Source organism: Actinomyces oris, from assembly GCF_006546825.1.
In the GTDB taxonomy this organism is placed as follows: Bacteria; Actinomycetota; Actinomycetes; order Actinomycetales; family Actinomycetaceae; genus Actinomyces; species Actinomyces oris.
Map to the genome: position 1 here is coordinate 523,330 of NZ_VICC01000006.1, position 19,363 is coordinate 542,692.

Here is a 19,363-nt window from a genome sequence, read left to right on the forward strand (position 1 = left end):
ACGGTCCCGACGACGTCTCGCTCCCCGCCGTGCGCCTAGCGCCCCATGCCCAGGCCGCCGTCGACGCCGAGGATCGCGCCGGTGACGTAGGCGGCCGCGGGTGAGGCCAGGAAGAGGACGGGGCCGGCGATGTCGGTGACGTCGGCGAAGCGCCCCAGGGGGATCTGCTCGAGGTAGGCGGTGCGGATGTGGTCGGGCAGGGAGGCGGTCATCGCCGTGGTGACGAAGCCGGGGGCGACGGCGTTGACGGTGATGCCGCGCGGTGCGAGCTCACGGGCCAGGGAGCGGGTCAGCCCCTCCACACCGCCCTTGGCGGCGCCGTAGGCCGACAGGCCCACGCCTCCGCGTGCGGCGATGGCCGAGGAGACCAGGACGATGCGCCCCTTGCGGGCCCGCATCATGGCTGGTGTCACGGCGCGCACGGTGTTGAAGGTGCCGGTCAGGTCCGCGGAGATGACCTCGTCCCACATCTGGGAGGAGGTGCGGGCCGCCAGTGACTCCCGGTTGATGCCGGCCGAGGCCACGAGGACCTCGATGGGGCCGTGCGCCTCAGTGGCGGAGGCCAGGGCGTCGGCCAGGGCGTCGGGGTCGGTGACGTCGGCGGCCAGGGCCAGGGCGCCGTCGGGGGCCTCACCGGAGCGGGAGATGCCCGCCACCCGGTCGCCCTGTGCCAGGAACGCCTTCGTAACCGCCTCCCCGATTCCCCGGGAGGCTCCGGTCACGACGACGGAACGTGATATCGACGGCTCGGTCTCTTCGTTCATCAGCACAAGCACACAAGGTAACGCGCATCAGCACTCGCCATCAGCGATTCGTCATACGCTGATACTGATCCATCCCTGTTACTTCCTTCACAAGTGGTCTATACCTGTGTCTCTTCGGGGTCGCAGGGCGGGGCCGGTCACGGCCCTGACACCCACCGTGTGTCAGCATGTCGGGGTGACGATGAGTGAGACCTCCCCCCGCCTCCCCCACGCCTGCGCCTCGGGCCGAACGCCCGCGCCACTGCGCATCGGGCCACTGGTGGTCCCCACCCCGGTCGAGCTCGCCCCCATGGCCGGAGTCACCAACGCCTCCTTCCGCCGCCTGTGCCGGGAGATGGCCGAGGCGGCCCTGCCGGAGTCGCTGAGGCCCTCCTGTCCCGGTCCACTGCCCACGCCTGACGGCGGCCTGCTGGCCCCGGCGGGCCTGTACGTCACGGAGATGGTCACCACCCGCGCCCTGGTGGAGCGCAACGAGCGCACTCTGGCGATGGTGCGCACCGATCCGGCTGAGAGGGTGCGTTCCATCCAGCTCTACGGGGTCGATCCGGCCACGGTGGGGGCCGCGGTGCGGATCCTGGTGGAGGAGGATCTGGCCGACCACATCGACTTGAACTTCGGCTGCCCGGTCCCCAAGGTGACCCGCAAGGGCGGCGGGGCGGCGCTGCCGTGGAAGCGTGACCTGCTGGCGGCGATCCTCACCGAGGCGGTGCGCGCCAGTGAGGCCGCCGTCCGCGCCGTCGGGCGGGCGCGGCAGGTGCCGGTGACCATGAAGATGCGCCTGGGCATCGACGAGGAGCACGAGACCTTCCTCGACGCCGCCCGAGCCGCCGACAACGCCGGGATCGCCGCCGTGGCCCTGCACGCCCGCAGCGCGCGCCAGCACTACTCGGGCCAGGCCCGCTGGAAGGAGATCGCCCGACTCAAGGAGGCCACCGACCTGCCGGTGCTCGGCAACGGTGACATCTGGCTGGGCGACGACGCGGTGCGCATGATGGAGGCCACCGGCTGCGACGGCGTCGTCGTGGGCCGCGGCTGCCAGGGACGGCCCTGGCTGTTCGCCGACATCGTGGCGGCCATGCACGGCTCGCCGACGCGCACCCGCCCGGACCTGGACGCCGTCATCGAGGTCATCCGTCGCCACGGGCGAATGCTGGCCGAGGAGATGGGTGAGGACCGAGGGGTGCGCGACCTGCGCAAGCACGTGGGCTGGTACCTCAAGGGCTACCCGGTCGGCGGCGCGGCGCGCGCCGACCTCATGGGGATCCGGAGCCTGGACGAGCTCGACGCAGGCCTGGCGCGGATGCGCTCGCGCCTGCCCGAGGTCGTGGACTACCCCGGCGACATCGTCGAGGGCCCCCGAGGGCGGGCCGGCAGCCCCAAGACTCCCCGTCTTCCCGACGGCTGGCTGGACTCCCCCACCCTGGACGCGGCCCACCGCGAGATGCTCAGCCAGGCCGAGTCCGACGTCTCCGGCGGCTGAGACGGCGGCCCGCCGGGTCCTTGAGACCGGCCATCGGCTGCTCGTCTACTCCTCGAGGACCGGCGTGACGCGACACAGGGCCGCCGCGATCGCCGTGGTCGCCGGGATCGCCAGGACCAGACCGATGGAGGAGATGAGGGTGCGCACGATCTCCTCGGCGATCTCACCCGAGAGCATCGTGTCCAGCACGGCCCGGTCCATGAGGGCGGCGGCCAGGATGAGGGGCAGCGCCGTGCCCGCGTAGGCGAAGGCCAGGGTGTAGACCGTTGAGGCGATGTGGTCCCGGCCGATCCTCATCCCGCCGGTGAACAGGCGCGTGCGCGATAGCAGCGGGTTGGCGGCGTGCAGCTCCCACACCGAGGAGGCCTGGGTGATGGTGACGTCGTTGAGGACGCCGAGCCCGGCGATGACCATGCCGCAGGTCAGCAGCGTCTGCAGATCGATATGCGTGCGCGAGGCCAGCAGACGAGCGGTCTCGTCGACGTCGCCGGTCAGATGGGCGGCGTCGGTCCCCCACAGGGCCAGCAGCACGGTCAGCACGATGCCTGCCACCGTTCCCAGCAGGGCGGTCGTGGTGCGGATGGACACGCCGTGAGCCACGTAGACGGCCGCCAGCATCATCGCCATCGATCCGACCAGGGTCACTGCCAGTGGGTGGGAACCGGCCAGGAGCGCCGGGATCATGAAGAAGGCGAGTACGCCGGTGGCCACCAGCAGGCCCAGGACGCTCAGGACGCCCTTGCGCCCGGCCACGGCGACGACGAGCACGAGGTAGACGACCGCCAGGGCGCCGACCGGGAGCTGACGCTGGTAGTCGATGAAGGAGTAGGGGGAGCCGGACAGGATGGCCTGAGGCGAGTAGAGGACGACGAGCCGGTCACCGGCGTGGGCGAGCTTGCGCGGCTCACCCACCAGCTGGACCGGCATGACCAGGCCCTTGCCCTCCCCCTCGGTGATGCGGGCGCACACGTGGCCCTTGGCGAACTCCTCCGGTTTGACGCCGTTGACCTCCGTCAGGGCGCTCACCGAGCTCTGACAGCCCGACAGGTCCGTGGAGGTGATGGTGGCCTTGCCCACCGAGCCGCCCTCTGCAGTGAAGGAGCGCGAGCCGATCAGTGAGCTCTTGCCGGGCCAGAGCACGAACAGCCCGACGACGGTGGCCAGGACCAGGGCGCCGACGATGGCGCCGAGCACGATCCGCACCCGGCGGACCTCCCCCGCATCCAGGTCCAGGGGCCCGGAGTGGGAGTGACTGTGGCCGCTGCTGCTGTGACGGCCGTGGCCCCTGCTGTCCCGCCCCTCCTCGGCCGGCGGCTCGGGAAGGCTCTCGGCGGGGACGGACTCATTGCTCGGGGAGGTCGAGTTGGTGCTCACCGTCCCATCATGCCCGCCCCGTGTCCCTGAGGTGAGCCAGGGACACGGGGCGGGACCCGGATGGTGGCCGGGCCGGCGAGACTTCAGTGAGGCTGCCGGCCTGCTCGGTGCTGGTCAGCAGCCGATGAGGCGCTCAGCCAGGTAGCGCTCGACGCCCTCGAGCGGGATGCGCTCCTGGGCCATCGTGTCGCGCTCGCGCACGGTGACGGCCCCGTCCTCGGGCGAGTCGAAGTCGTAGGTCAGGCAGAAGGGCGTGCCGACCTCGTCCTGGCGGCGGTAGCGACGGCCGACGGCGCCGGCGTCGTCGTACTCCACGTTCCAGGAGCGGCGCAGGCGGGCGGCCAGTTCCTTGGCCGGTCCGGTCAGCTCCTCCTTGCGGCTCAGCGGCAGGACGGCCGCCTTGACCGGGGCGATGCGCGCGTCGAGCTTGAGCACGATGCGCTTGTCCACCCCGCCCTTGGTGTTGGGGGCCTCGTCCTCGGTGTAGGCCTCCACGAGGAAGGCCATGAGCGAGCGGGTCAGGCCGGCGGAGGGCTCGATGACGTAGGGGGTCCAGCGCTCGGAGCGGGTCTGGTCGAAGTAGGACATGTCCTTGCCGGAGTGCTCGGCGTGGGTGGACAGGTCGAAGTCGGTGCGGTTGGCGATGCCCTCGAGCTCGCCCCACTCCGAGCCGGCGAAGCCGAAGCGGTACTCCAGGTCCACGGTGCGCTTGGAGTAGTGGGAGAGCTTCTCGGCGGGGTGCTCGTAGAGGCGCAGGTTGTCCTCGCTGATGCCCAGATCGGTGTACCAGGCCTTGCGGTAGTCGATCCAGTACTGGTGCCACTCCTCGTCGGTGCCCGGCTCGCAGAAGAACTCCAGCTCCATCTGCTCGAACTCGCGGGTGCGGAAGATGAAGTTGCCCGGCGTGATCTCATTGCGGAAGGACTTGCCCACCTGGCCGATGCCGAAGGGCGGCTTCTTGCGGGCCGCGCTCATGACGTTGGCGAAGTTGATGAAGATGCCCTGGGCGGTCTCGGGGCGCAGGTAGTGCAGGCCGGACTCGTCGTCGACCGGCCCCAGGTAGGTCTTGAGCAGGCCGGAGAACTCGCGCGGCTCGGTCCAGGAACCCGGCTGGCCGGTGACCGGGTCGGGAACCATGTCGAGGGTGACGTTCTCGGGGTCGAGGCCCTTGCGGGCGGCGTAGTCCTCGATGAGCTGGTCGGCGCGGTAGCGCTTGTGGGTGTGCAGGGACTCCACGAGCGGGTCGGTGAAGGCGCCGACGTGACCGGAGGCGACCCAGGTCTCACGCGGCAGGATGACGGAGGAGTCCAGCCCGACGACGTCGTCGCGCGAGCGGACCATGTACTGCCACCACTGGCGCTTGATGTTCTCCTTGAGCTCGACGCCCAGCGGCCCGTAGTCCCAGGCCGAGCGGGTTCCGCCGTAGATCTCGCCGCAGGGGAAGACGAAGCCGCGCCGCTTGGCGAGGTTGATGACGGCGTCGAGGCGTGAAGGGGTGGATGCCAACGGATGCTCCTTCAGGAGTGGTCGTGGTCCCGCCTGGTTGGTGGGGACGAGTGGTGACAGTCTAGGCGGACAGGGGCCGAGCGTCGGTGAGGGGCCCGTCGCAACCACCGACGCGCGCACGCGCCCGGGGGGCCCTGCCGACTGCCGTCCAAACCGGCTCTCAGCAGCGCACACGCGGACTCACCCCGAGTTTGACGCAGGACCGACAGAGTATGAGAATGATTCGCATGAATGTTTCACAGGCTCGTTCCCGTCGTCTCCACCGCGTCGTGGCGCTCGGAGCCACCCTGATGCTGGCTGCCGGCATGAGCGCGTGCAGCGCCCTGAAGAGCGAGAGCTCGTCAGACGCATCGGCGCCGCACACGATCGCCCCGGGCAAGACCCTGACGGTCTCCACGTCCTTCTACCCGATCCAGTACCTGGCCGAGTCCATTGGCGGCAAGCTCGTCAAGGTCTCCACCGTGACCCCCTCCAACGTCGAGCCGCACGACTTCGAGCTCTCCGGCAAGGAGACCGCCGAGCTGGGCAAGGCCGACCTCATCGCCTACGTCCCCGGCTTCCAGCCCTCCCTGGACAAGGCCGTCAAGGAGGTCGGTTCCGGCCCCACCGTGGTGGACCTGAGCAAGCCGGCCAACCTCGTCCACCACGAGGGGGTTGAGGAGGAGCACGAGCACGGCGAGGAGGCCTCCGACGGCGCCTCGGCCAGTGCCGCCACCGCGCAGGCCAGCGAGGCCGAGCACGACGAGCACGGCCACGATGAGCACGCCGAGGGCGGTGAGGGGCACGACGGCGACCTCGACCCGCACTTCTGGCTCGACCCGGACCGCATGATCAAGGTGGCCGAGGCTCTTGAGACCTCCTTCGCCAAGATCGACCCGGCCAACGCCAACGACTACAAGGCGGGCCTGGACAAGCTCAAGACGGCGCTGACCGGAGTGGACAACCAGTACAAGCAGGGCTTTACCAGCTGCCAGCACAAGACCTTCATCACCTCCCACGCCGCCTTCGGCTACATGGCCGAGCGCTACGGCCTGACCCAGGCCTCCATCTCCGGCATCGACCCGGAGACCGAGCCCAGCCCCGCCGAGATGGCCAACATCAAGTCGGTGGTCGAGAAGACGGGGGTCAAGACGATCTTCACTGAGGAGCTGGTCTCCGACGCCCCCGCCAAGGCGATCGCCGCGGAGACCGGGGCGGAGACGAGCGTCCTCAGCCCCCTGGAGTCCAAGCCCGAGCGAGGCGACTACACCGACGCCATGACCACCAACCTGGAGCGGCTCAAGTCCGCCATGGTGTGCAAGTAGCCTCAGGGCCCGGCCGCCGAGCCCAGGTTCCCGAGCAGATGACGCCCCCTCAGATTGGCATGATCGCAACCGTATGACCTCATCATCTCCACCTTCACCAGCGTCTGTGACGACGCCGTCCGGTTCCCCCCGGGCGGCGTCGTCCGCGCTCGCCATCAAGGTCCGTGAGCTCAGCGTCGTCCTGGGCTCCTCCCTCATCCTGGACGACGTGAGCCTGGCCGTGGGCGGCGGCGAGTCCGTGGCGATCCTGGGCGCCAACGGCTCGGGCAAGTCCACCCTCGTCAAGGCCGTTCTGGGCCTGGTGCCCCTGTCCGGCGGCAGCATCGAGCTCCTGGGCACCCCCACCTCGCGCCGGCACAGGGTCCCCTGGGAGCGGGTCGGCTACGTCCCCCAGCGGATCGGTGCCGGCTCCGGCGTCCCGGCCACCGCCCTGGAGGTGGTGCGCTCCGGGCTCCTGGGGCCGCGCCGGCCCTGGGCCGACCGGGGCCGGGCCGCCAAACGCAAGGCCATGGCCGCCCTGGACGCCGTCGGGCTGGCCCACCGGGCCGCGGACCACGTCCAGGTCTTCTCCGGCGGGCAGGCCCAGCGGGTCCTCATCGCCCGGGCCCTGGTCCGCTCCCCCGAGCTGCTCATCCTCGATGAGCCTCTGGCCGGCATCGACCGCGCCAGCCGCGAGTCCCTGGCCGAGATTCTTCAGGGGCTGCGCGCGCAGGGGCTGACCCTGGTGACGGTGCTGCACGAGATGGGTGAGCTCGCCGACGTCGTCCAGCGGGCGATCCTCCTGCAGGACGGCCGGCTCGTCGCCGACGGCCCGGCCGGCGAGGTCGCTCATCTGCGCGACAGCGGGACCGGCGCGCCCCAGGGCAACCCGCACCGCGCGCACTCCGACTACGGCGCCGACGGCGACCACCACCCGGACGCCGGCGGCCCTCCGGCCCACCACGCCCCCGTCCTCGACCATCGGCTGCCTGACACGCGCCCTCATTCCGGTAGTAGGAGCACCCGCCCATGATCGAGTTCGTCTCCGACATGCTTGCCAGTCCCCTCATCCAGCGGGCCTTCATCGTGGCGGTCCTGGTGGGGCTGGCCGCCCCGGTGGTGGGCACCTACCTGGTTCAGCGGGGCCTGGCACTGCTGGGCGACGGGATCGGGCACATCGCCCTGACCGGCATCGCCCTGGGCTGGCTGGCCGGGGCCGCCGTCAACGTCACTCCTCACGACGCCTGGGCCGTCCCCGGGGCGATCCTCATCAGCGTGCTGGGAGCCGTGATGATCGAGGTCATCCGCGCCAACGGCCGGACCCGGGGAGACGTGGCCCTGGCAATCCTGTTCTACGGGGGCATCGCCGGGGGCGTCATCCTCATTCGCGTCGCCGGCGGGACGACGACGAATCTCAACTCCTACCTGTTCGGCTCGATCTCCACGGTCTCGGTCTCCGACGCCTGGTTCACCATCGCCCTGGCCACCCTGGTGCTCCTGGTGGGGCTGGGGCTGCGCGGCCCACTGTTCGCGTTGTGCCACGACGAGGAGTTCGCCCACGCCTGCGGCCTGCCCACCGGCGCCCTCAACGTGCTGGTCGCGGTAGTGGCGGCGCTGACGGTCTCGGTGTCCATGCGGGTGGTGGGCGCCCTGCTGGTCTCGGCGGTCATGATCGTGCCGGTGGCCATCGCCCAGCTCGTGTCGCACTCCTTCGCCCGCACCATGTACCTGGCGATGGGGCTGGGCGTGGTGGCCTGTGTGTCAGGTCTGACGATCACCTACCTGGTGGCGGCCTCTCCCGGCGCCATGATCGTGGTACTCCTAGTGGGGGGCTACGCCGTCGTCGCCCTCCTGTCCGGACTGCTGCAGCTCGTCAGCCGCTCGCGACGGCACCACATCACCTCAGGAGGCAGATCATGAGCGCAAGCAGCACGGCGCAGCGTCCCCGCGCCACGCGCCAGCGCGCCGCCGTCGCCGACATCCTCGCCCGCACTGACGAGTTCCGCTCGGCCCAGCAGATCCATGCCGCCCTGGAGGCCGAGGGCACTAAGGTGGGCCTGGCCACCGTCTACCGCAACCTGCAGACGCTGGCGGAGTCCGGAGCGGTGGACCAGGTGCGCAGCGCCGAGGGTGAGGTCCTCTACCGGGCCTGTGAGGAGCAGGAGCACCACCACCACATCGTGTGCCGCCGCTGCGGCTACACCGTGGAGGTTTCCGGCGGTGGGCTGGAGGAGTGGATTCAGCGGGTCTCGGCCCGGCAGGGCTTCACCCAGATGGAGCACACGGCGGAGTTCTTCGGCCTGTGCGCCACGTGCTCGGCCCAGGACTCCTCACAGGACTGAGCAGGTCTGATCGCCCCGGTGTCCGAGCCGGGTTTCGCAGTTGCTTGGGTGGTGCCTGGCGTGTACTGAACGAGGGTCGGGAGCCACTGAAAGAGGGCCGGGGGTACTCCACGTAGGTCGGGGGTTCGTGCAGTATGCACAACCCTTGGCCAGTAGATCCCCACCCTCGTGGAGTAAGCCAACTCGGGCTGGAGCCGGTGTCGCGCTGACCCCGCGGAGTCGAACCCACCAGCAACCAAGTGTCCATAGCGCTGACATCAACGGTTTCGCCATGGAAGCAGCCAGCGTAAATCGTTGGAATTCTGCGGATTACCCCCCAGCCTACGACGCCTGAGCAGGGCTAATGTCAGCGTCATGGACACTGGCGCCCCGTGAGACCTCTTCCATCGGCCCACCATCGACTCCAGGCCAACCGTCCCACCCCGGAGTCCCTCCGAGTGAGTGCCTCCGACAGCCATGACACTCGCACTTCTCAGAAGGAGAAAGACAAGACAGTTCTCTACTGCCCGTCGGGGCGCGGTGACTCGTCAGCCTCATCGGCCTCCCGGACCTCGGCGCCGGTGGGTTCCTCGTGCAGCACCTTGTCCACGGCCCCGCCGTAGCGGCGCTCGCGCCCGGCGTAGGCCTCGCAGGCCTTCCACAGCTCGGTGCGGTTGAAGTCGGGCCAGGCCAGGGGTGAGAAGTAGAGCTCGGCGTAGGAGGAGGACCACATGAGGAAGTTGGAGGTGCGCTGCTCGTCGCCAGTGCGGATGAACAGGTCCACGTCCCGCATGGTAGGTGAGTAGAGGTAACGCTGGATGGTCTTCTCGTTGATGGAGGAGGCCTTGAGGCGGCCGGCGGCGACGTCCTCGGCGATGGCTCGGGTGGCGTCGGCGATCTCGGCCCGCCCGCCGTAGTTGATGCACAGGTTGAGGACTAGGCCCGTGTTGTGCGCGGTGACGCGCTCGGCCTCCCGCAACTCGTGCAGGACGGACTTCCACAGGCGCGGGGTGCGTCCGATCCAGCGCAGCCTGACGTTCCAGGAGTTGAGGACATCGCGCTGGACGCGCAGGACCTTGCGGGCGAAGCCCATGATGAAGCGGACCTCGCCGGGTGAGCGCCGCCAGTTCTCGGTGGAGAAGGCGTAGACGCTCAGCTCTTTGACGCCGATCTCGATGGCGCCGGCGGCGACGTCGAGCATATTGGCCTCCCCCACCCGGTGGCCCTCGGTGCGGGGCAGGCCGCGGGCGTTGGCCCAGCGCCCGTTGCCGTCCATGACGACGGCGACGTGCTGGGGCAGGGAGGCGGCCGGCAACACGGGTGGGGTCAGGCCGGGCCGGTGCAGGGGCGGAGCGGCCTCGACCGTCATGTCTCTGGCGACATCTGTCATGGTTATGCCCTTTCCACCAGTGCGAGGGAGCGCAGGCGCCGCTCCAGGTACCAGGTCGTGTAGGCCGAGACGAGCCCGGAGGCCTGCGAGCGCTCGCGCTGACCGGAGGCGTCGGCCACGGCCCAGTCCCCGGAGAGGAGGGCCCCCAGGAGCGCCATCGTGGCCGGCTCGACCTCGACGGCGCCGGCTGAGCGGCAGGACTCGCACACCGCCCCACCGGCCTGGATGTGGAAGGCCCGGTGGGGTCCGGGGGCGCCGCACAGGGCGCAGTCGTAGCACGAGGGCGCCCAGCCCCCCAGGGCCAGGGCCCGCAGCAGGTAGGAGTCCAGGATGAGCCCGGGGGCGTGGCGGCGGTGGGACATGGCGGCCAGGGCCCCGGCCAGCAGCAGGTACTGCTGGGGGCTGGCCTCGGTGCCCAGGTCTCCGTCGTCGGCGCTGAGGCGCTCAGCGGTCTCCACCATGGTCGAGGCGCAGGTGAACATGGCGTAGTCGGCGCTGACGGCCCGGCCGAAGGGGTCGATGATCTCTGCCTGGGTGACGACGTCGAGGGTGCGTCCGGCGTGGAGCTGAACGTCGGTCATGGAGAAGGGTTCCAGGCGGGCACCGAAGCGGGAGGTGGTGCGGCGCACCCCCTTGGCCACGGCGCGCACCTGTCCGTGATGGCGGGTGAGCATCACGATGATGCGGTCGGCCTCGCCCAGCTTGTAGGTGCGCAGGATGATTGCCTCATCCCGGTACAGCCTGCTCGTCACGGGCGCAGTCTCTCACGCCCTCTCAGCGCAGGGCGCGATTGATGGCGGAGATAACGGCCTTGAAGGAGGAGGTGGTGATGGAGGGGTCGATGCCCACGCCCCACAGGACCTGGCCGTCGACCTCGCACTCGACGTAGCTGGCGGCCTTCGCGTCGCGTCCCTCGCTCAGGGCGTGCTCGACGTAGTCGAGGATCCGCACGCTGAGGCCCGTGCTCTCCAGGGCGGTGACGAAGGCGTCCAGGGGGCCGTTGCCGGAGGCAGTCAGGTGCTTCTCCCCCCCGCCGTCGACCAGGGTGACGGTGAGGGTGGAGTCCTCGTCATCACCGGTGGAGGTCAGGGTGGCCCCACGCAGCTCGAAGCGGCCCCAGCGGCTGAGCTCGGCCTCGGGGGCGGCCGCGGCGGGCAGGTACTCGTCGGCGAAGATCGACCACAGGCGGTCGCCGTCGACCTCGCCGCCGTAGGTGTCGGTGTGGCGCTGGACGATGCGGGAGAACTCGATCTGGAGGCGGCGGGGTAGCTCAAGCTTGCGGGTGGTGCCCAGCAGGTAGGCGACCCCGCCCTTGCCGGACTGGGAGTTGACGCGCACGACGGCCTCGTAGGAGCGGCCCACGTCGTGGGGGTCGATGGGCAGGTAGGGCATGGCCCAGGGGACGGCGATCTGCGCCTCGGCGTCGGTCAGCCCCTCGGCCTTCTTGGCGCTGACCTGAGTGCTGCGCGCGGCGAAGCCCTTCTTGATGGCGTCCTGGTGGGAGCCGGAGAAGGAGGTGTAGACGAGCTCGCCGGCGTAGGGGGTGCGCGGGGGCACGTCCATACCGGTGGCCCGCTCGACGGTGCGGCGGACCTCGTCGATGTCGGACAGGTCGAGCATGGGGTCGACGCCCTGGCTGAAGAGGTTGAGGGCCAGGGTCACCAGGTCCACGTTGCCGGTGCGCTCGCCGTGGCCGAACAGGCAGCCCTCGACGCGGTCCGCGCCGGCCATGAGGCCGAGCTCGGCGGCGGCCACGCCCGAGCCGCGGTCGTTGTGGTTGTGCAGGGACAGGCACACGGACTCGCGCCGGGGCAGGTGGCGGCTCATCCACTCGATCTGGTCGGCGTAGACGTTGGGGGTGGCGCGCTCGACGGTGGCGGGCAGGTTGAGGATGATCTCGCGGTCCTCCTCGGGCTGCCACACGTCCATGACGGCCTGGCAGACCTCGAGGCTGTAGTCGAGCTCGGTGTCGACGAAGATCTCCGGGGAGTACTCGTAGCCGAAGATCGTGTCCTCGTCGAGGACCTTCTCGGCGCGGGCCATGATCTGGCGGGTGCCGTCGACGGCGAGCTCGCGGATCTGGTCGCGGTCCATGCGGAAGACGACGTTGCGGAACAGGGGCGACAGGGCGTTGTAGAGGTGGACGGTGGCCCGTGGGATGCCGATGCAGGCGTCCAGGGTGCGGTCGATGAGCTCGCCGCGTGACTGGGTGAGCACGGAGATGGTGACGTCCTCGGGGAACGCGCCGTCGTCCACCAGGGAGCGCACGAAGTCGAAGTCGGTCTGGGAGGCGGCTGGGAAGCCGATCTCGATCTCCTTGAAGCCCATGCTCACGAGCAGGTCGAAGATGGCGCGCTTGGCCTGGGGGCCCATGGGCTCGATGAGGGACTGGTTGCCGTCGCGCAGGTCGGTGCTCAGCCAGCGGGGGGCGGCGGTGATGCGCTTGTCCGGCCAGGTGCGGTCGGGCAGGTCGATGGAGACGACGTCGAGGAAGGGCCGGTACTTGGCGAACGGCATACCGGAGGGCTGCTGGGGGGCGGGGCGGGCGTTGCGCATCGGGTTTCTCCTGGGATCAGATGCTTCGTGGTTCCGACGGCGGTTCCCGGAAGACTCGTCTGACTCCTGAGGAACATGGCCGCGAACGTGGCCGAGCAGAACGAGTCAGCCGCGGTCGGGGTGCCGGCCTGTCAGGCCCCGCCGCGGCGACTAAGCAGGAGGCTCACCTGGTGGCCTGGAGTCGCTCGCACGCCGTAGACCCTACCCCGATGAGGACCCATCGTCAGGTAAGGGGGTCGCATGGGACCGCAGAGTGAGACGGAGGATGAAGGGGCTCCCCCGCGGGCCATGTCTCGTACTCTGACGCACACCAACACCATGATGTAGCATCTCTACTACATTCAGTTGCGCTTCTACTCAGGAGGGTTTGTGCGATGGCTCCAGTCATCACCACGGAGAACCTCGAGTTCTCCTACGGGGACACCCCGGTGCTGCGCGGCGTCGATCTATCGGTCGAGGCCGGAGAGGTCGTCTGCCTGCTCGGTCCCAACGGCGTGGGCAAGACGACCCTCGTGGAGAACCTGCTGGGCTCTCTGACCCCGACCGCCGGCAGGGTGCGCGTGCTCGGCACCGATCCGCGCCGGGCGGGCGCCGACTTCTGGGCGAGGGTCGGGCTGGTGCAGCAGAGCTGGACCGACCACGCCAAGTGGAGGGTGAGGGACCAGCTGGAGTGGATCCGCTCAGTCCAGCTGACGGCGGCAAGCCGGGTGAGCAGCGTCGACGAGGCGCTCGACGCCGTCGGCCTCAGCGAGAAGGCCGACTCCCGGCTGTCGAGGCTCTCCGGCGGGCAGCGACGCACCATTGACTTCGCGGCCGCCCTCATGGCCGCACCCGAGCTCCTCGTCCTGGACGAGCCGACGACCGGACTCGACCCGGTCTCCAAGGCGCGACTGCACGATCTCATTCTGGCCCGGGTCGACGACGACGCCACCATCGTCATGACCACCCACGACCTGACTGAGGCCGAGCACCTGGCCTCACGCGTGCTCATCATGAACGAGGGACGGATCCTCGCCGACGGCACGGTCACGGCGCTGCGTGAGCGCCTCGATCGCGGCGCCGAGATCACCTGGGTCCAGGACGGGACCCACCACGTCCACTCCACCCACTGCCCCGAGCGCTTCGTCAAGGAGCTCGACCTCGACGCCATCACCGGGCTCACCATCACCCGCCCCACCCTGGAGGAGACCTACCTCTCCCTCGTCAGCAGCAAGGAGCCCCAGTCATGAGCACTCGCACCTTCCTGGCAGTTCTACGCGCAGCCCGTCGCCAGGCCGCCCTGGACCTGCGAGCAGGCGTTGTCGGGGCAGGCATCGCACTGCTTGCCTCCGTGAGCGCCATCGTGATCGTCGGCAAGAACAGCCAGGTCGCAACCGCGGCCCACGCGGCCTTCGGCCCCATGTTCCTCGCCGGCAGCATTGGCACGATCAGCTGCTTCATCACCTTTCAGATCGCCGGCGAGGCCTACGTCGACCGTATCGGTGGCGCCCTGCTGCGGGTGCGCGTCCTGCCCCACGGTCCGCTGACGTGGGCGATCGGTAAGACAATGTCCTCAGTCGCTCAGACCCTCGTCTTCCAGGGCGCCATTCTTCTCGGGGGAGCCCTGTTCGTTGAGGCGCTGCCCCTGAGTACGTCCCAGGTGCTGGCCTGCCTGCCGCTCATGGTGCTGTCAGCCGTTGCGACAGCCCCACTGGGCTTCCTCGTGGGCGCCTTCGTCCGCGGCGTCTACAGCTTCATGGCCTCCTACCTGCCCATGTTCGCCCTCATCGGGACGAGCGGTTTCTTCATGCCCATGGACCGACTCCCCTCCTGGCTGCAGGCGGTTCAGCTGGCGCTGCCGACGTACTGGTCGGGGCACTTGACCCGCTGGGCACTGGTGGGGGACCCCTCGTGGGAGGTGGGCCGAGCCTTCTCACCGGTGCTCGCCATCGGGGTCCTGGCGGCATGGACGGTTCTCGGCTTCGCGGGAGCCTCGTTCATCGTGCGGCGCAGCTTCCGCAAGGAGACGATCGGTAGTCTGGCGCGCGTGCAGTCCACCATTCGTTCCCAGACCGGTCTGTGACCATGTCCGACGACGTCGTCCACAACCGGATCGCGGTCCTACGCGCCGACCGGCGAGTGAGCCGCCGTGAGCTGGCCGAGGCCCTCGGCGTCCACTACCAGACGGTGGGCTACCTCGAGCGCGGGGAGTACGCCCCCTCGCTGCACCTGGCCCTGCGCATCGCCCGCTACTTCGACGTGCCCGTGGAGTCGGTCTTCTCCCTGGAGGAGTTCCCCCGCCTGACGTAAGACACCATCACAAGGAGAGATGGAGGATCAGAGCCTCATTGACCATCTTCATCAGGCCACCGGGTAACCAGCCGACAACCTCACCAACTCTCTCCACAGCAATCGATCGAACTTGCTCCGCCTGAGCCTTGGAGTCCTTGGGCAAGCCAGTTGCCTCCGAGGGAAGGAAGACCTGAAAAGGAAGAACTCGCGAAGTTAAGCTCGTCAATGGGACCACTGTCACAACACCGCGACCAAGACGCGCGGCCGCCGCATTGGCATGGTCGTTACTCACTATGAGCGCAGGTCGACGCTTGTTTGCCTCACTGCCAACAGAAGGCTCGAAATCGACAAGGCGGATTTCACCTCGTAGCACCCCCACCTCCATCAATCCCGTCAGCGACCGCACTATCCCAGACGGTTGCATCCTCGGAGGCATCCCAGGAGGACCATGCCTCTGCGTAAGCATCCTGAAGATCGGCTTTACCGAGCAGGCGGATGGCGTTCTGAATGCCGGCTGACCTCGATGCCAAACCGTCACGCTCCACGCATCGGTCCAGCAGAATGAGGTCACTCTCCGACAAACTCACGCTTAACTTCATACCTGCATGCTACTCGGGTAGCATCGCCAGGGGCAAGGGAGCGACGAGGCTCATCAGGCAACTCGTAATCGGGTGGTGCCCTCCCCAGATGGGGAGGGCACCACCCGATTACTCGGTTCGGCTACGTGTCTTCGCCTTGGCGCAGACCGCCCTACAGGAGGCCCTCGGCCAGGTCCAGCGGGGTGCCGAAGCGGTGGTTGGTGATGGCCACCGCCTGCTCACGCAGGAAGGGCAGCAGCTCGGAGTGCGGGCAGGCCGTCACGGCACCCGTGTACAGGGCGATGTCGGGGCTCCCACCGGTCACCCGGCTGGCGTGGCTCCAGCGGGCGTCCGAGGTCTCCTCACGCGGGCCGAGGATGCGCACGCGCGTTCCCAGCCCGCCGGAAGCGGCGAGCTCAGCCAGGCGGGCGTCCCAAGCGCCCTGGTCCTCAACCGCCACCTGGACGCCAGCGGCCTGCAGCGCGTTCTGCAACGGCTGGGGCAGACGGTCGGCCACGGACAGGCTGACGAACCCACCGGCCCGCACACCGGCCGCCATGACGCGCGTCACGTCGGCCAGCTCGGTTCCCGCCCCGGCGCGCACGAGCACATCAGTGGGCCGGTAGCGCAGGACGTTGCGCTCGCAGGCCAGCGCCGTGACGTCGCGGTTGGCACCGTAGGCGCTCCTCCAGGCGGAGGCGTCGGCCACCAGTGCGCGGCGCAGCCCGGCCAGGTCGGCCTCGCCCAGCTGGCCGGTGACGGCGTCGCACAGGCTCGCCACGCGCGGATCCAGCGCCGCAGTGCCCTGGTCCGCCAGTTCCTTCACGCCCTGGCCGTCTGCGGGCTCCACGTCACCCAGTCCCAGCAGGTAGGAGGGGCCGCCGGCCTTCGTCGTCGAGCCGATGGCCGAGCGCTTCCAGCCACCGAAGGGCTGGCGGCGCACGATGGCCCCGGTGATACCACGGTTGACGTAGATGTTGCCGGCCTGGATCGAGTCGAGCCAGACGGCCAGCTCGGCCGCGTCGAGGGTCTGGAGACCGGAGGTGAGCCCGTAGTCGACGGCGTTGACCGCCTCGATGGCCTCCTCAAGCGTGTCCACCCGCATGACACCGATAACGGGCGCGAAGTACTCGGTGAGGTGGAACTCGCTGCCGGGCACGACCCCGGCGCGAATACCCGGGGTCCACAGACCGTCGCCGAGGTAGCGGGGCTTGAGGACCCAGTGCTCGCCGACCCCCAGGGTGGTCAGGCCGCGCACGGCCTTCTCGTCATCGGGCACGACGACGGGACCCATCTGGGAGTCCAGCGACAGCGGCAGGCGCACCCGCAGGGAGGCGGTGGCGTCCACGAGCTGGCGGGCGATGCGCTCGGAGTTTCCGGCCGAGGAGACCAGGACCAGCAGGGAGGAGGCCGAGCACTTCTGGCCGGCGTGGGCGAAGGCCGAGTAGACGGCGTCGCGCACGGCGATGTCGGGGTCGGCCGAGGGGGTAACGATGATGGCGTTCTTGCCGCTGGTCTCCCCCAGCAGGTGCATGTCCGGCTTCCAGGAGCGGAAGAGGCGGGCCGTGTCGTAGGAGCCGGTGAGGACCACGCGGTCGACGTCCTTGTGGGTCACCAGGTGGCGTGAGACCTCTCCGTCCTCCAGCGGGGCGAGCACCACGAGATCCTCGGGGATCCCGGCGTCGTGGAAGGCGCGCACGAGCTCGGCAGCGCAGCGTCGGGCCGGCGGGGCGGGCTTGAGGATGACGGCGCTGCCGGCCGCCAGGGCCGCGGCCACTCCCCCGGTGGGAATGGCCACCGGGAAGTTCCAGGGCGAGGCGACCACGGTGACGTCCACCGGGGCGAAGCGGGCCCCGACCATGTACTCCGGGTCGTGCAGGAGCAGCGAGGACTCGGCGTAGTGGTGGCAGAAGTCGATGGCCTCACTGACCTCGGGGTCGGACTGGTCGATGGTCTTGCCGGCCTCGGAGCCTGCTACCTCGATGAGCTCGGCGCGCCGGGCGGCCAGGACGTCGCCGACACGGTGCAGGGCGGCGGCCCGCTCCTCCGGGTCCAGGGACTGCCAGACGCCGGCGGCCTCGGCCGTCGAGGCCACCAGGGAGTCCACATCGGCGTTCGTGGCCAGGCGGGCGGCGCCCGCCTCCACCTCGGCCACTCCCCGCGTGGATCCCGGGATGGCGGCAGCGATGTCCCGGGCCCACTGGCGGTTGGCGGCCAAGGCCGGGTCGGAGTCGGACTCGGAGACGAAGGACCTCCTGGCGCGCTCGGCCACCGTCCCGGTCTCCTCGGGGATGCCCGCCTCCCGCTCGGCGAGCCGGTTCTGGGTGCGGTTGGGCACCGGCACCGGGGCGTCCGGGTCGAGGTCGGACAGGGCCGCCAGGAAGCGGTCCCGTTCGCGGGCGAAGACCTGCTCGTTGCTGGCCAGGTCGAAGACGCCGGACATGAAGTTCTCCGGTGCCGCGTTCTCCTCCAGGCGGCGCACCAGGTAGGAGATGGCGACGTCGAACTCGTGGGGATCGACGACGGGCACGTACAGCAGGAGGTGGCCGGTGTCGCGGCGCACGACCTCCTGGATGCCGGTGGCCATGCCGGAGAGCATCTCGAACTCGACGCTGTCCTCAACGCCGCGCGCGGCGCGCAGCTCGAAGGCGAAGGCGATGTCGAAGAGGTTCTGGCCGGCCACGCCCAGGCGGATGTTGCGGGTGCGCTCGGGCGTCATCGCCCAGGAGAGCATGCGCTTGTAGTTGGTGTCGGTGGCCTGCTTGGAGGGCCAGGTGGTCAGCTCCCAGCCGTGGATCTCGGCGTCGACCTTCTCCATGGACAGGTTGGCGCCCTTGACGATGCGGACCTTGACGCGTGAGCCGCCGGAGGCGACACGCTTGGCGGCCCACTCCTGGAGGCGCTGCATGGCGCCCAGGGAGTCGGGCAGGTAGGCCTGCAGAACGATGCCGGCCTCGTAGCCGCGCATGTCCTCCTGGTCGAGGATCGCGGTGAAGACCGCGATGGTCAGGTCGAGATCCTTGTAGTCCTCCATGTCCAGGTTGAGGAAGGTGCCGTGGTCGCGGGCCAGGCGGTAGAGGGGCAGGAGAGCCTGGACGCCGTGGGCGACGACCTCCTCGAAGCCCCAGGGGTTGTGGGGGCCGGTGACGGCGGAGACCTTGACCGAGACGTAGTCGACGTCCTCGCGGGTGACCAGGCGGGAGACCTCGGCCAGTCGGCGGGAGGCCTCCTTCTCCCCCAGGACGGCCTCGCCCAGGAGGTTGACGTTGAGTCGGTTGCCGCCCTTGCGCAGGCGGGCGAGGGCGGGCCCGAGTCCCTTGTCGGTGGCGTCGACGACGAGGTCGCCGACGATCTCCCGGAAGACTCGCCGGGCGACCGCGGTGACGGTGCGCGGGGCGAGGCGGGAGGCGGCCGATCCCAGCCCCATGGCTCCGGCCAGGGCGGGCGGCAGGAAGTCGGTGCGCCCTGCCGACAGGCGCTTGAGGGCGGTGCTGGCGACGTCGAGGTCGGTGGGACGCACGACGTCGTCGACGAAGCGGGTGGTGAAGGTCAGGCCCTCGGGGTCGGAGAGGATGCGGGAAAGGAGCTTGGCTGAGCGCGGTACTGGCTCGGATGCCGACTCGTCAGCCCACCGGCGTGCTCGGGCGACGGCTTTCTCGCCCAGCGCCCACAGGTCGTCGGGGCAGCGGCGTCCTGCGTTGTCTGCGTTGGTACGGGGCTGACTGGGAACGGCGGTGTTCGTCATGCGTGTGGCCTCCAGGTCGATATGACGTCGGACCCTCCAAGTGTGCGCTACGGCACCCCTTGTGCGCGACCGATTCAGACACCAAGTCGCCACGT

General features: G+C 69.7%; 17 protein-coding genes. 8 read left to right on the forward strand and 9 right to left on the reverse strand.

The features are described from left to right. Nucleotides 1–35: 35 nt before the first annotated feature. Nucleotides 36–764, reverse strand: coding sequence for an SDR family oxidoreductase (locus FK267_RS09710; protein WP_176747033.1), 729 nt, complete (start codon nucleotides 762–764; stop codon nucleotides 36–38). A gap of 181 nt (nucleotides 765–945) precedes the next feature. On the opposite strand from FK267_RS09710, the gene dusB reads away from it, so the two are divergent. After that, nucleotides 946–2,244: a tRNA dihydrouridine synthase DusB gene (gene dusB, locus FK267_RS09715; RefSeq protein ID WP_141407190.1), complete on the forward strand. Its 1,299-nt coding sequence runs from the start codon at nucleotides 946–948 to the stop codon at nucleotides 2,242–2,244. 45 nt (nucleotides 2,245–2,289) lie between these two features. On the opposite strand, the gene FK267_RS09720 is transcribed toward dusB, so the two are convergent. Then, nucleotides 2,290–3,618 carry a YibE/F family protein gene (locus tag FK267_RS09720; RefSeq protein WP_141407040.1) on the reverse strand — a complete coding sequence of 443 codons (1,329 nt, stop codon included), beginning with the start codon at nucleotides 3,616–3,618 and terminating at the stop codon, nucleotides 2,290–2,292. A 114-nt stretch (nucleotides 3,619–3,732) separates the two neighbouring features. After that, entirely contained in the window at nucleotides 3,733–5,124 is a 1,392-nt protein-coding gene (locus FK267_RS09725) for a glycine--tRNA ligase (protein WP_060958027.1), read from the reverse strand. Nucleotides 5,125–5,351: 227 nt separating this feature from the next. Between FK267_RS09725 and FK267_RS09730 the strand changes: the two genes are divergently transcribed. The 4 genes from FK267_RS09730 (at nucleotide 5,352) to FK267_RS09745 (ending at nucleotide 8,749) form a co-directional block, all read left to right on the forward strand. After that, on the forward strand, nucleotides 5,352–6,428 hold the full coding sequence (locus tag FK267_RS09730; RefSeq protein WP_141407041.1) for a metal ABC transporter substrate-binding protein: 1,077 nt from the start codon (nucleotides 5,352–5,354) through the stop codon (nucleotides 6,426–6,428). A 73-nt stretch (nucleotides 6,429–6,501) separates the two neighbouring features. Then, complete coding sequence (locus FK267_RS09735; RefSeq protein WP_141407042.1) at nucleotides 6,502–7,440, forward strand: metal ABC transporter ATP-binding protein; 939 nt, start codon at nucleotides 6,502–6,504, stop codon at nucleotides 7,438–7,440. After that, entirely contained in the window at nucleotides 7,437–8,327 is an 891-nt protein-coding gene (locus FK267_RS09740) for a metal ABC transporter permease (RefSeq protein ID WP_141407043.1), read from the forward strand. Before FK267_RS09735 ends, FK267_RS09740 begins: the two co-directional genes overlap by 4 nt. After that, a complete protein-coding gene (locus tag FK267_RS09745) occupies nucleotides 8,324–8,749 on the forward strand; it encodes a Fur family transcriptional regulator (RefSeq protein ID WP_070512659.1) in 426 nt (141 codons plus the stop codon). Before FK267_RS09740 ends, FK267_RS09745 begins: the two co-directional genes overlap by 4 nt. 499 nt (nucleotides 8,750–9,248) lie before the next feature. Here the strand turns inward: FK267_RS09745 and uppS are convergent, their stop codons facing one another. From uppS to leuA, 3 genes are read right to left on the reverse strand one after another with little or no spacing between them, the layout of a single operon-like run. Next, on the reverse strand, nucleotides 9,249–10,118 hold the full coding sequence (uppS, locus tag FK267_RS09750) for a polyprenyl diphosphate synthase (RefSeq protein WP_141407044.1): 870 nt from the start codon (nucleotides 10,116–10,118) through the stop codon (nucleotides 9,249–9,251). 2 nt (nucleotides 10,119–10,120) lie between these two features. Further along, nucleotides 10,121–10,870, reverse strand: a complete 750-nt coding sequence (gene recO / locus FK267_RS09755) for a DNA repair protein RecO (protein WP_009747607.1) — start codon at nucleotides 10,868–10,870, stop codon at nucleotides 10,121–10,123. Between the two features lie 22 nt (nucleotides 10,871–10,892). After that, nucleotides 10,893–12,674, reverse strand: a complete 1,782-nt coding sequence (leuA, locus tag FK267_RS09760; protein WP_141407045.1) for a 2-isopropylmalate synthase — start codon at nucleotides 12,672–12,674, stop codon at nucleotides 10,893–10,895. A 374-nt stretch (nucleotides 12,675–13,048) separates the two neighbouring features. Between leuA and FK267_RS09765 the strand changes: the two genes are divergently transcribed. The 3 genes from FK267_RS09765 to FK267_RS09775 are packed head-to-tail and all read left to right on the forward strand — an operon-like array spanning nucleotide 13,049 to nucleotide 14,963. Further along, nucleotides 13,049–13,903, forward strand: coding sequence for an ABC transporter ATP-binding protein (locus FK267_RS09765; RefSeq protein WP_141407046.1), 855 nt, complete (start codon nucleotides 13,049–13,051; stop codon nucleotides 13,901–13,903). Further along, complete coding sequence (locus FK267_RS09770) at nucleotides 13,900–14,736, forward strand: ABC transporter permease (RefSeq protein WP_141407047.1); 837 nt, start codon at nucleotides 13,900–13,902, stop codon at nucleotides 14,734–14,736. The genes FK267_RS09765 and FK267_RS09770 overlap by 4 nt, the downstream gene beginning before the upstream one ends. Nucleotides 14,737–14,738: 2 nt before the next feature. Next, on the forward strand, nucleotides 14,739–14,963 hold the full coding sequence (locus FK267_RS09775; protein ID WP_020991564.1) for a helix-turn-helix transcriptional regulator: 225 nt from the start codon (nucleotides 14,739–14,741) through the stop codon (nucleotides 14,961–14,963). 7 nt (nucleotides 14,964–14,970) lie between these two features. Here FK267_RS09775 and FK267_RS09780 read toward each other — a convergent pair whose 3' ends face one another. The 3 genes from FK267_RS09780 to FK267_RS09790 form a co-directional block, all read right to left on the reverse strand. Continuing rightward, nucleotides 14,971–15,411, reverse strand: coding sequence for a type II toxin-antitoxin system PemK/MazF family toxin (locus FK267_RS09780; protein WP_309313442.1), 441 nt, complete (start codon nucleotides 15,409–15,411; stop codon nucleotides 14,971–14,973). After that, nucleotides 15,305–15,544 (reverse strand): antitoxin, encoded by a 240-nt coding sequence (locus tag FK267_RS09785; protein ID WP_075371852.1) that lies wholly within the window; start codon nucleotides 15,542–15,544, stop codon nucleotides 15,305–15,307. The genes FK267_RS09780 and FK267_RS09785 overlap by 107 nt, the downstream gene beginning before the upstream one ends. 151 nt (nucleotides 15,545–15,695) lie before the next feature. Beyond that, complete coding sequence (locus tag FK267_RS09790; protein WP_141407049.1) at nucleotides 15,696–19,268, reverse strand: proline dehydrogenase family protein; 3,573 nt, start codon at nucleotides 19,266–19,268, stop codon at nucleotides 15,696–15,698. Nucleotides 19,269–19,363 lie beyond the last annotated feature (95 nt).

What these genes read in the sequence shown, in the direction of transcription:
- FK267_RS09735 (WP_141407042.1), top strand. Translation starts at nt 6,502, where the DNA reads ATGACCTCATCATCTCCACCTTCACCAGCGTCTGTGACGACGCCGTCC.
- FK267_RS09780 (WP_309313442.1), bottom strand. Translation starts at nt 15,411, where the DNA reads ATGCTTACGCAGAGGCATGGTCCTCCTGGGATGCCTCCGAGGATGCAA.
- FK267_RS09775 (WP_020991564.1), top strand. Translation starts at nt 14,739, where the DNA reads ATGTCCGACGACGTCGTCCACAACCGGATCGCGGTCCTACGCGCCGAC.
- FK267_RS09765 (WP_141407046.1), top strand. Translation starts at nt 13,049, where the DNA reads ATGGCTCCAGTCATCACCACGGAGAACCTCGAGTTCTCCTACGGGGAC.
- uppS (WP_141407044.1), bottom strand. Translation starts at nt 10,118, where the DNA reads ATGACAGATGTCGCCAGAGACATGACGGTCGAGGCCGCTCCGCCCCTG.
- FK267_RS09745 (WP_070512659.1), top strand. Translation starts at nt 8,324, where the DNA reads ATGAGCGCAAGCAGCACGGCGCAGCGTCCCCGCGCCACGCGCCAGCGC.
- FK267_RS09710 (WP_176747033.1), bottom strand. Translation starts at nt 764, where the DNA reads ATGAACGAAGAGACCGAGCCGTCGATATCACGTTCCGTCGTCGTGACC.
- leuA (WP_141407045.1), bottom strand. Translation starts at nt 12,674, where the DNA reads ATGCGCAACGCCCGCCCCGCCCCCCAGCAGCCCTCCGGTATGCCGTTC.
- FK267_RS09785 (WP_075371852.1), bottom strand. Translation starts at nt 15,544, where the DNA reads ATGAAGTTAAGCGTGAGTTTGTCGGAGAGTGACCTCATTCTGCTGGAC.
- FK267_RS09730 (WP_141407041.1), top strand. Translation starts at nt 5,352, where the DNA reads ATGAATGTTTCACAGGCTCGTTCCCGTCGTCTCCACCGCGTCGTGGCG.
- FK267_RS09770 (WP_141407047.1), top strand. Translation starts at nt 13,900, where the DNA reads ATGAGCACTCGCACCTTCCTGGCAGTTCTACGCGCAGCCCGTCGCCAG.
- dusB (WP_141407190.1), top strand. Translation starts at nt 946, where the DNA reads ATGAGTGAGACCTCCCCCCGCCTCCCCCACGCCTGCGCCTCGGGCCGA.
- FK267_RS09790 (WP_141407049.1), bottom strand. Translation starts at nt 19,268, where the DNA reads ATGACGAACACCGCCGTTCCCAGTCAGCCCCGTACCAACGCAGACAAC.
- FK267_RS09740 (WP_141407043.1), top strand. Translation starts at nt 7,437, where the DNA reads ATGATCGAGTTCGTCTCCGACATGCTTGCCAGTCCCCTCATCCAGCGG.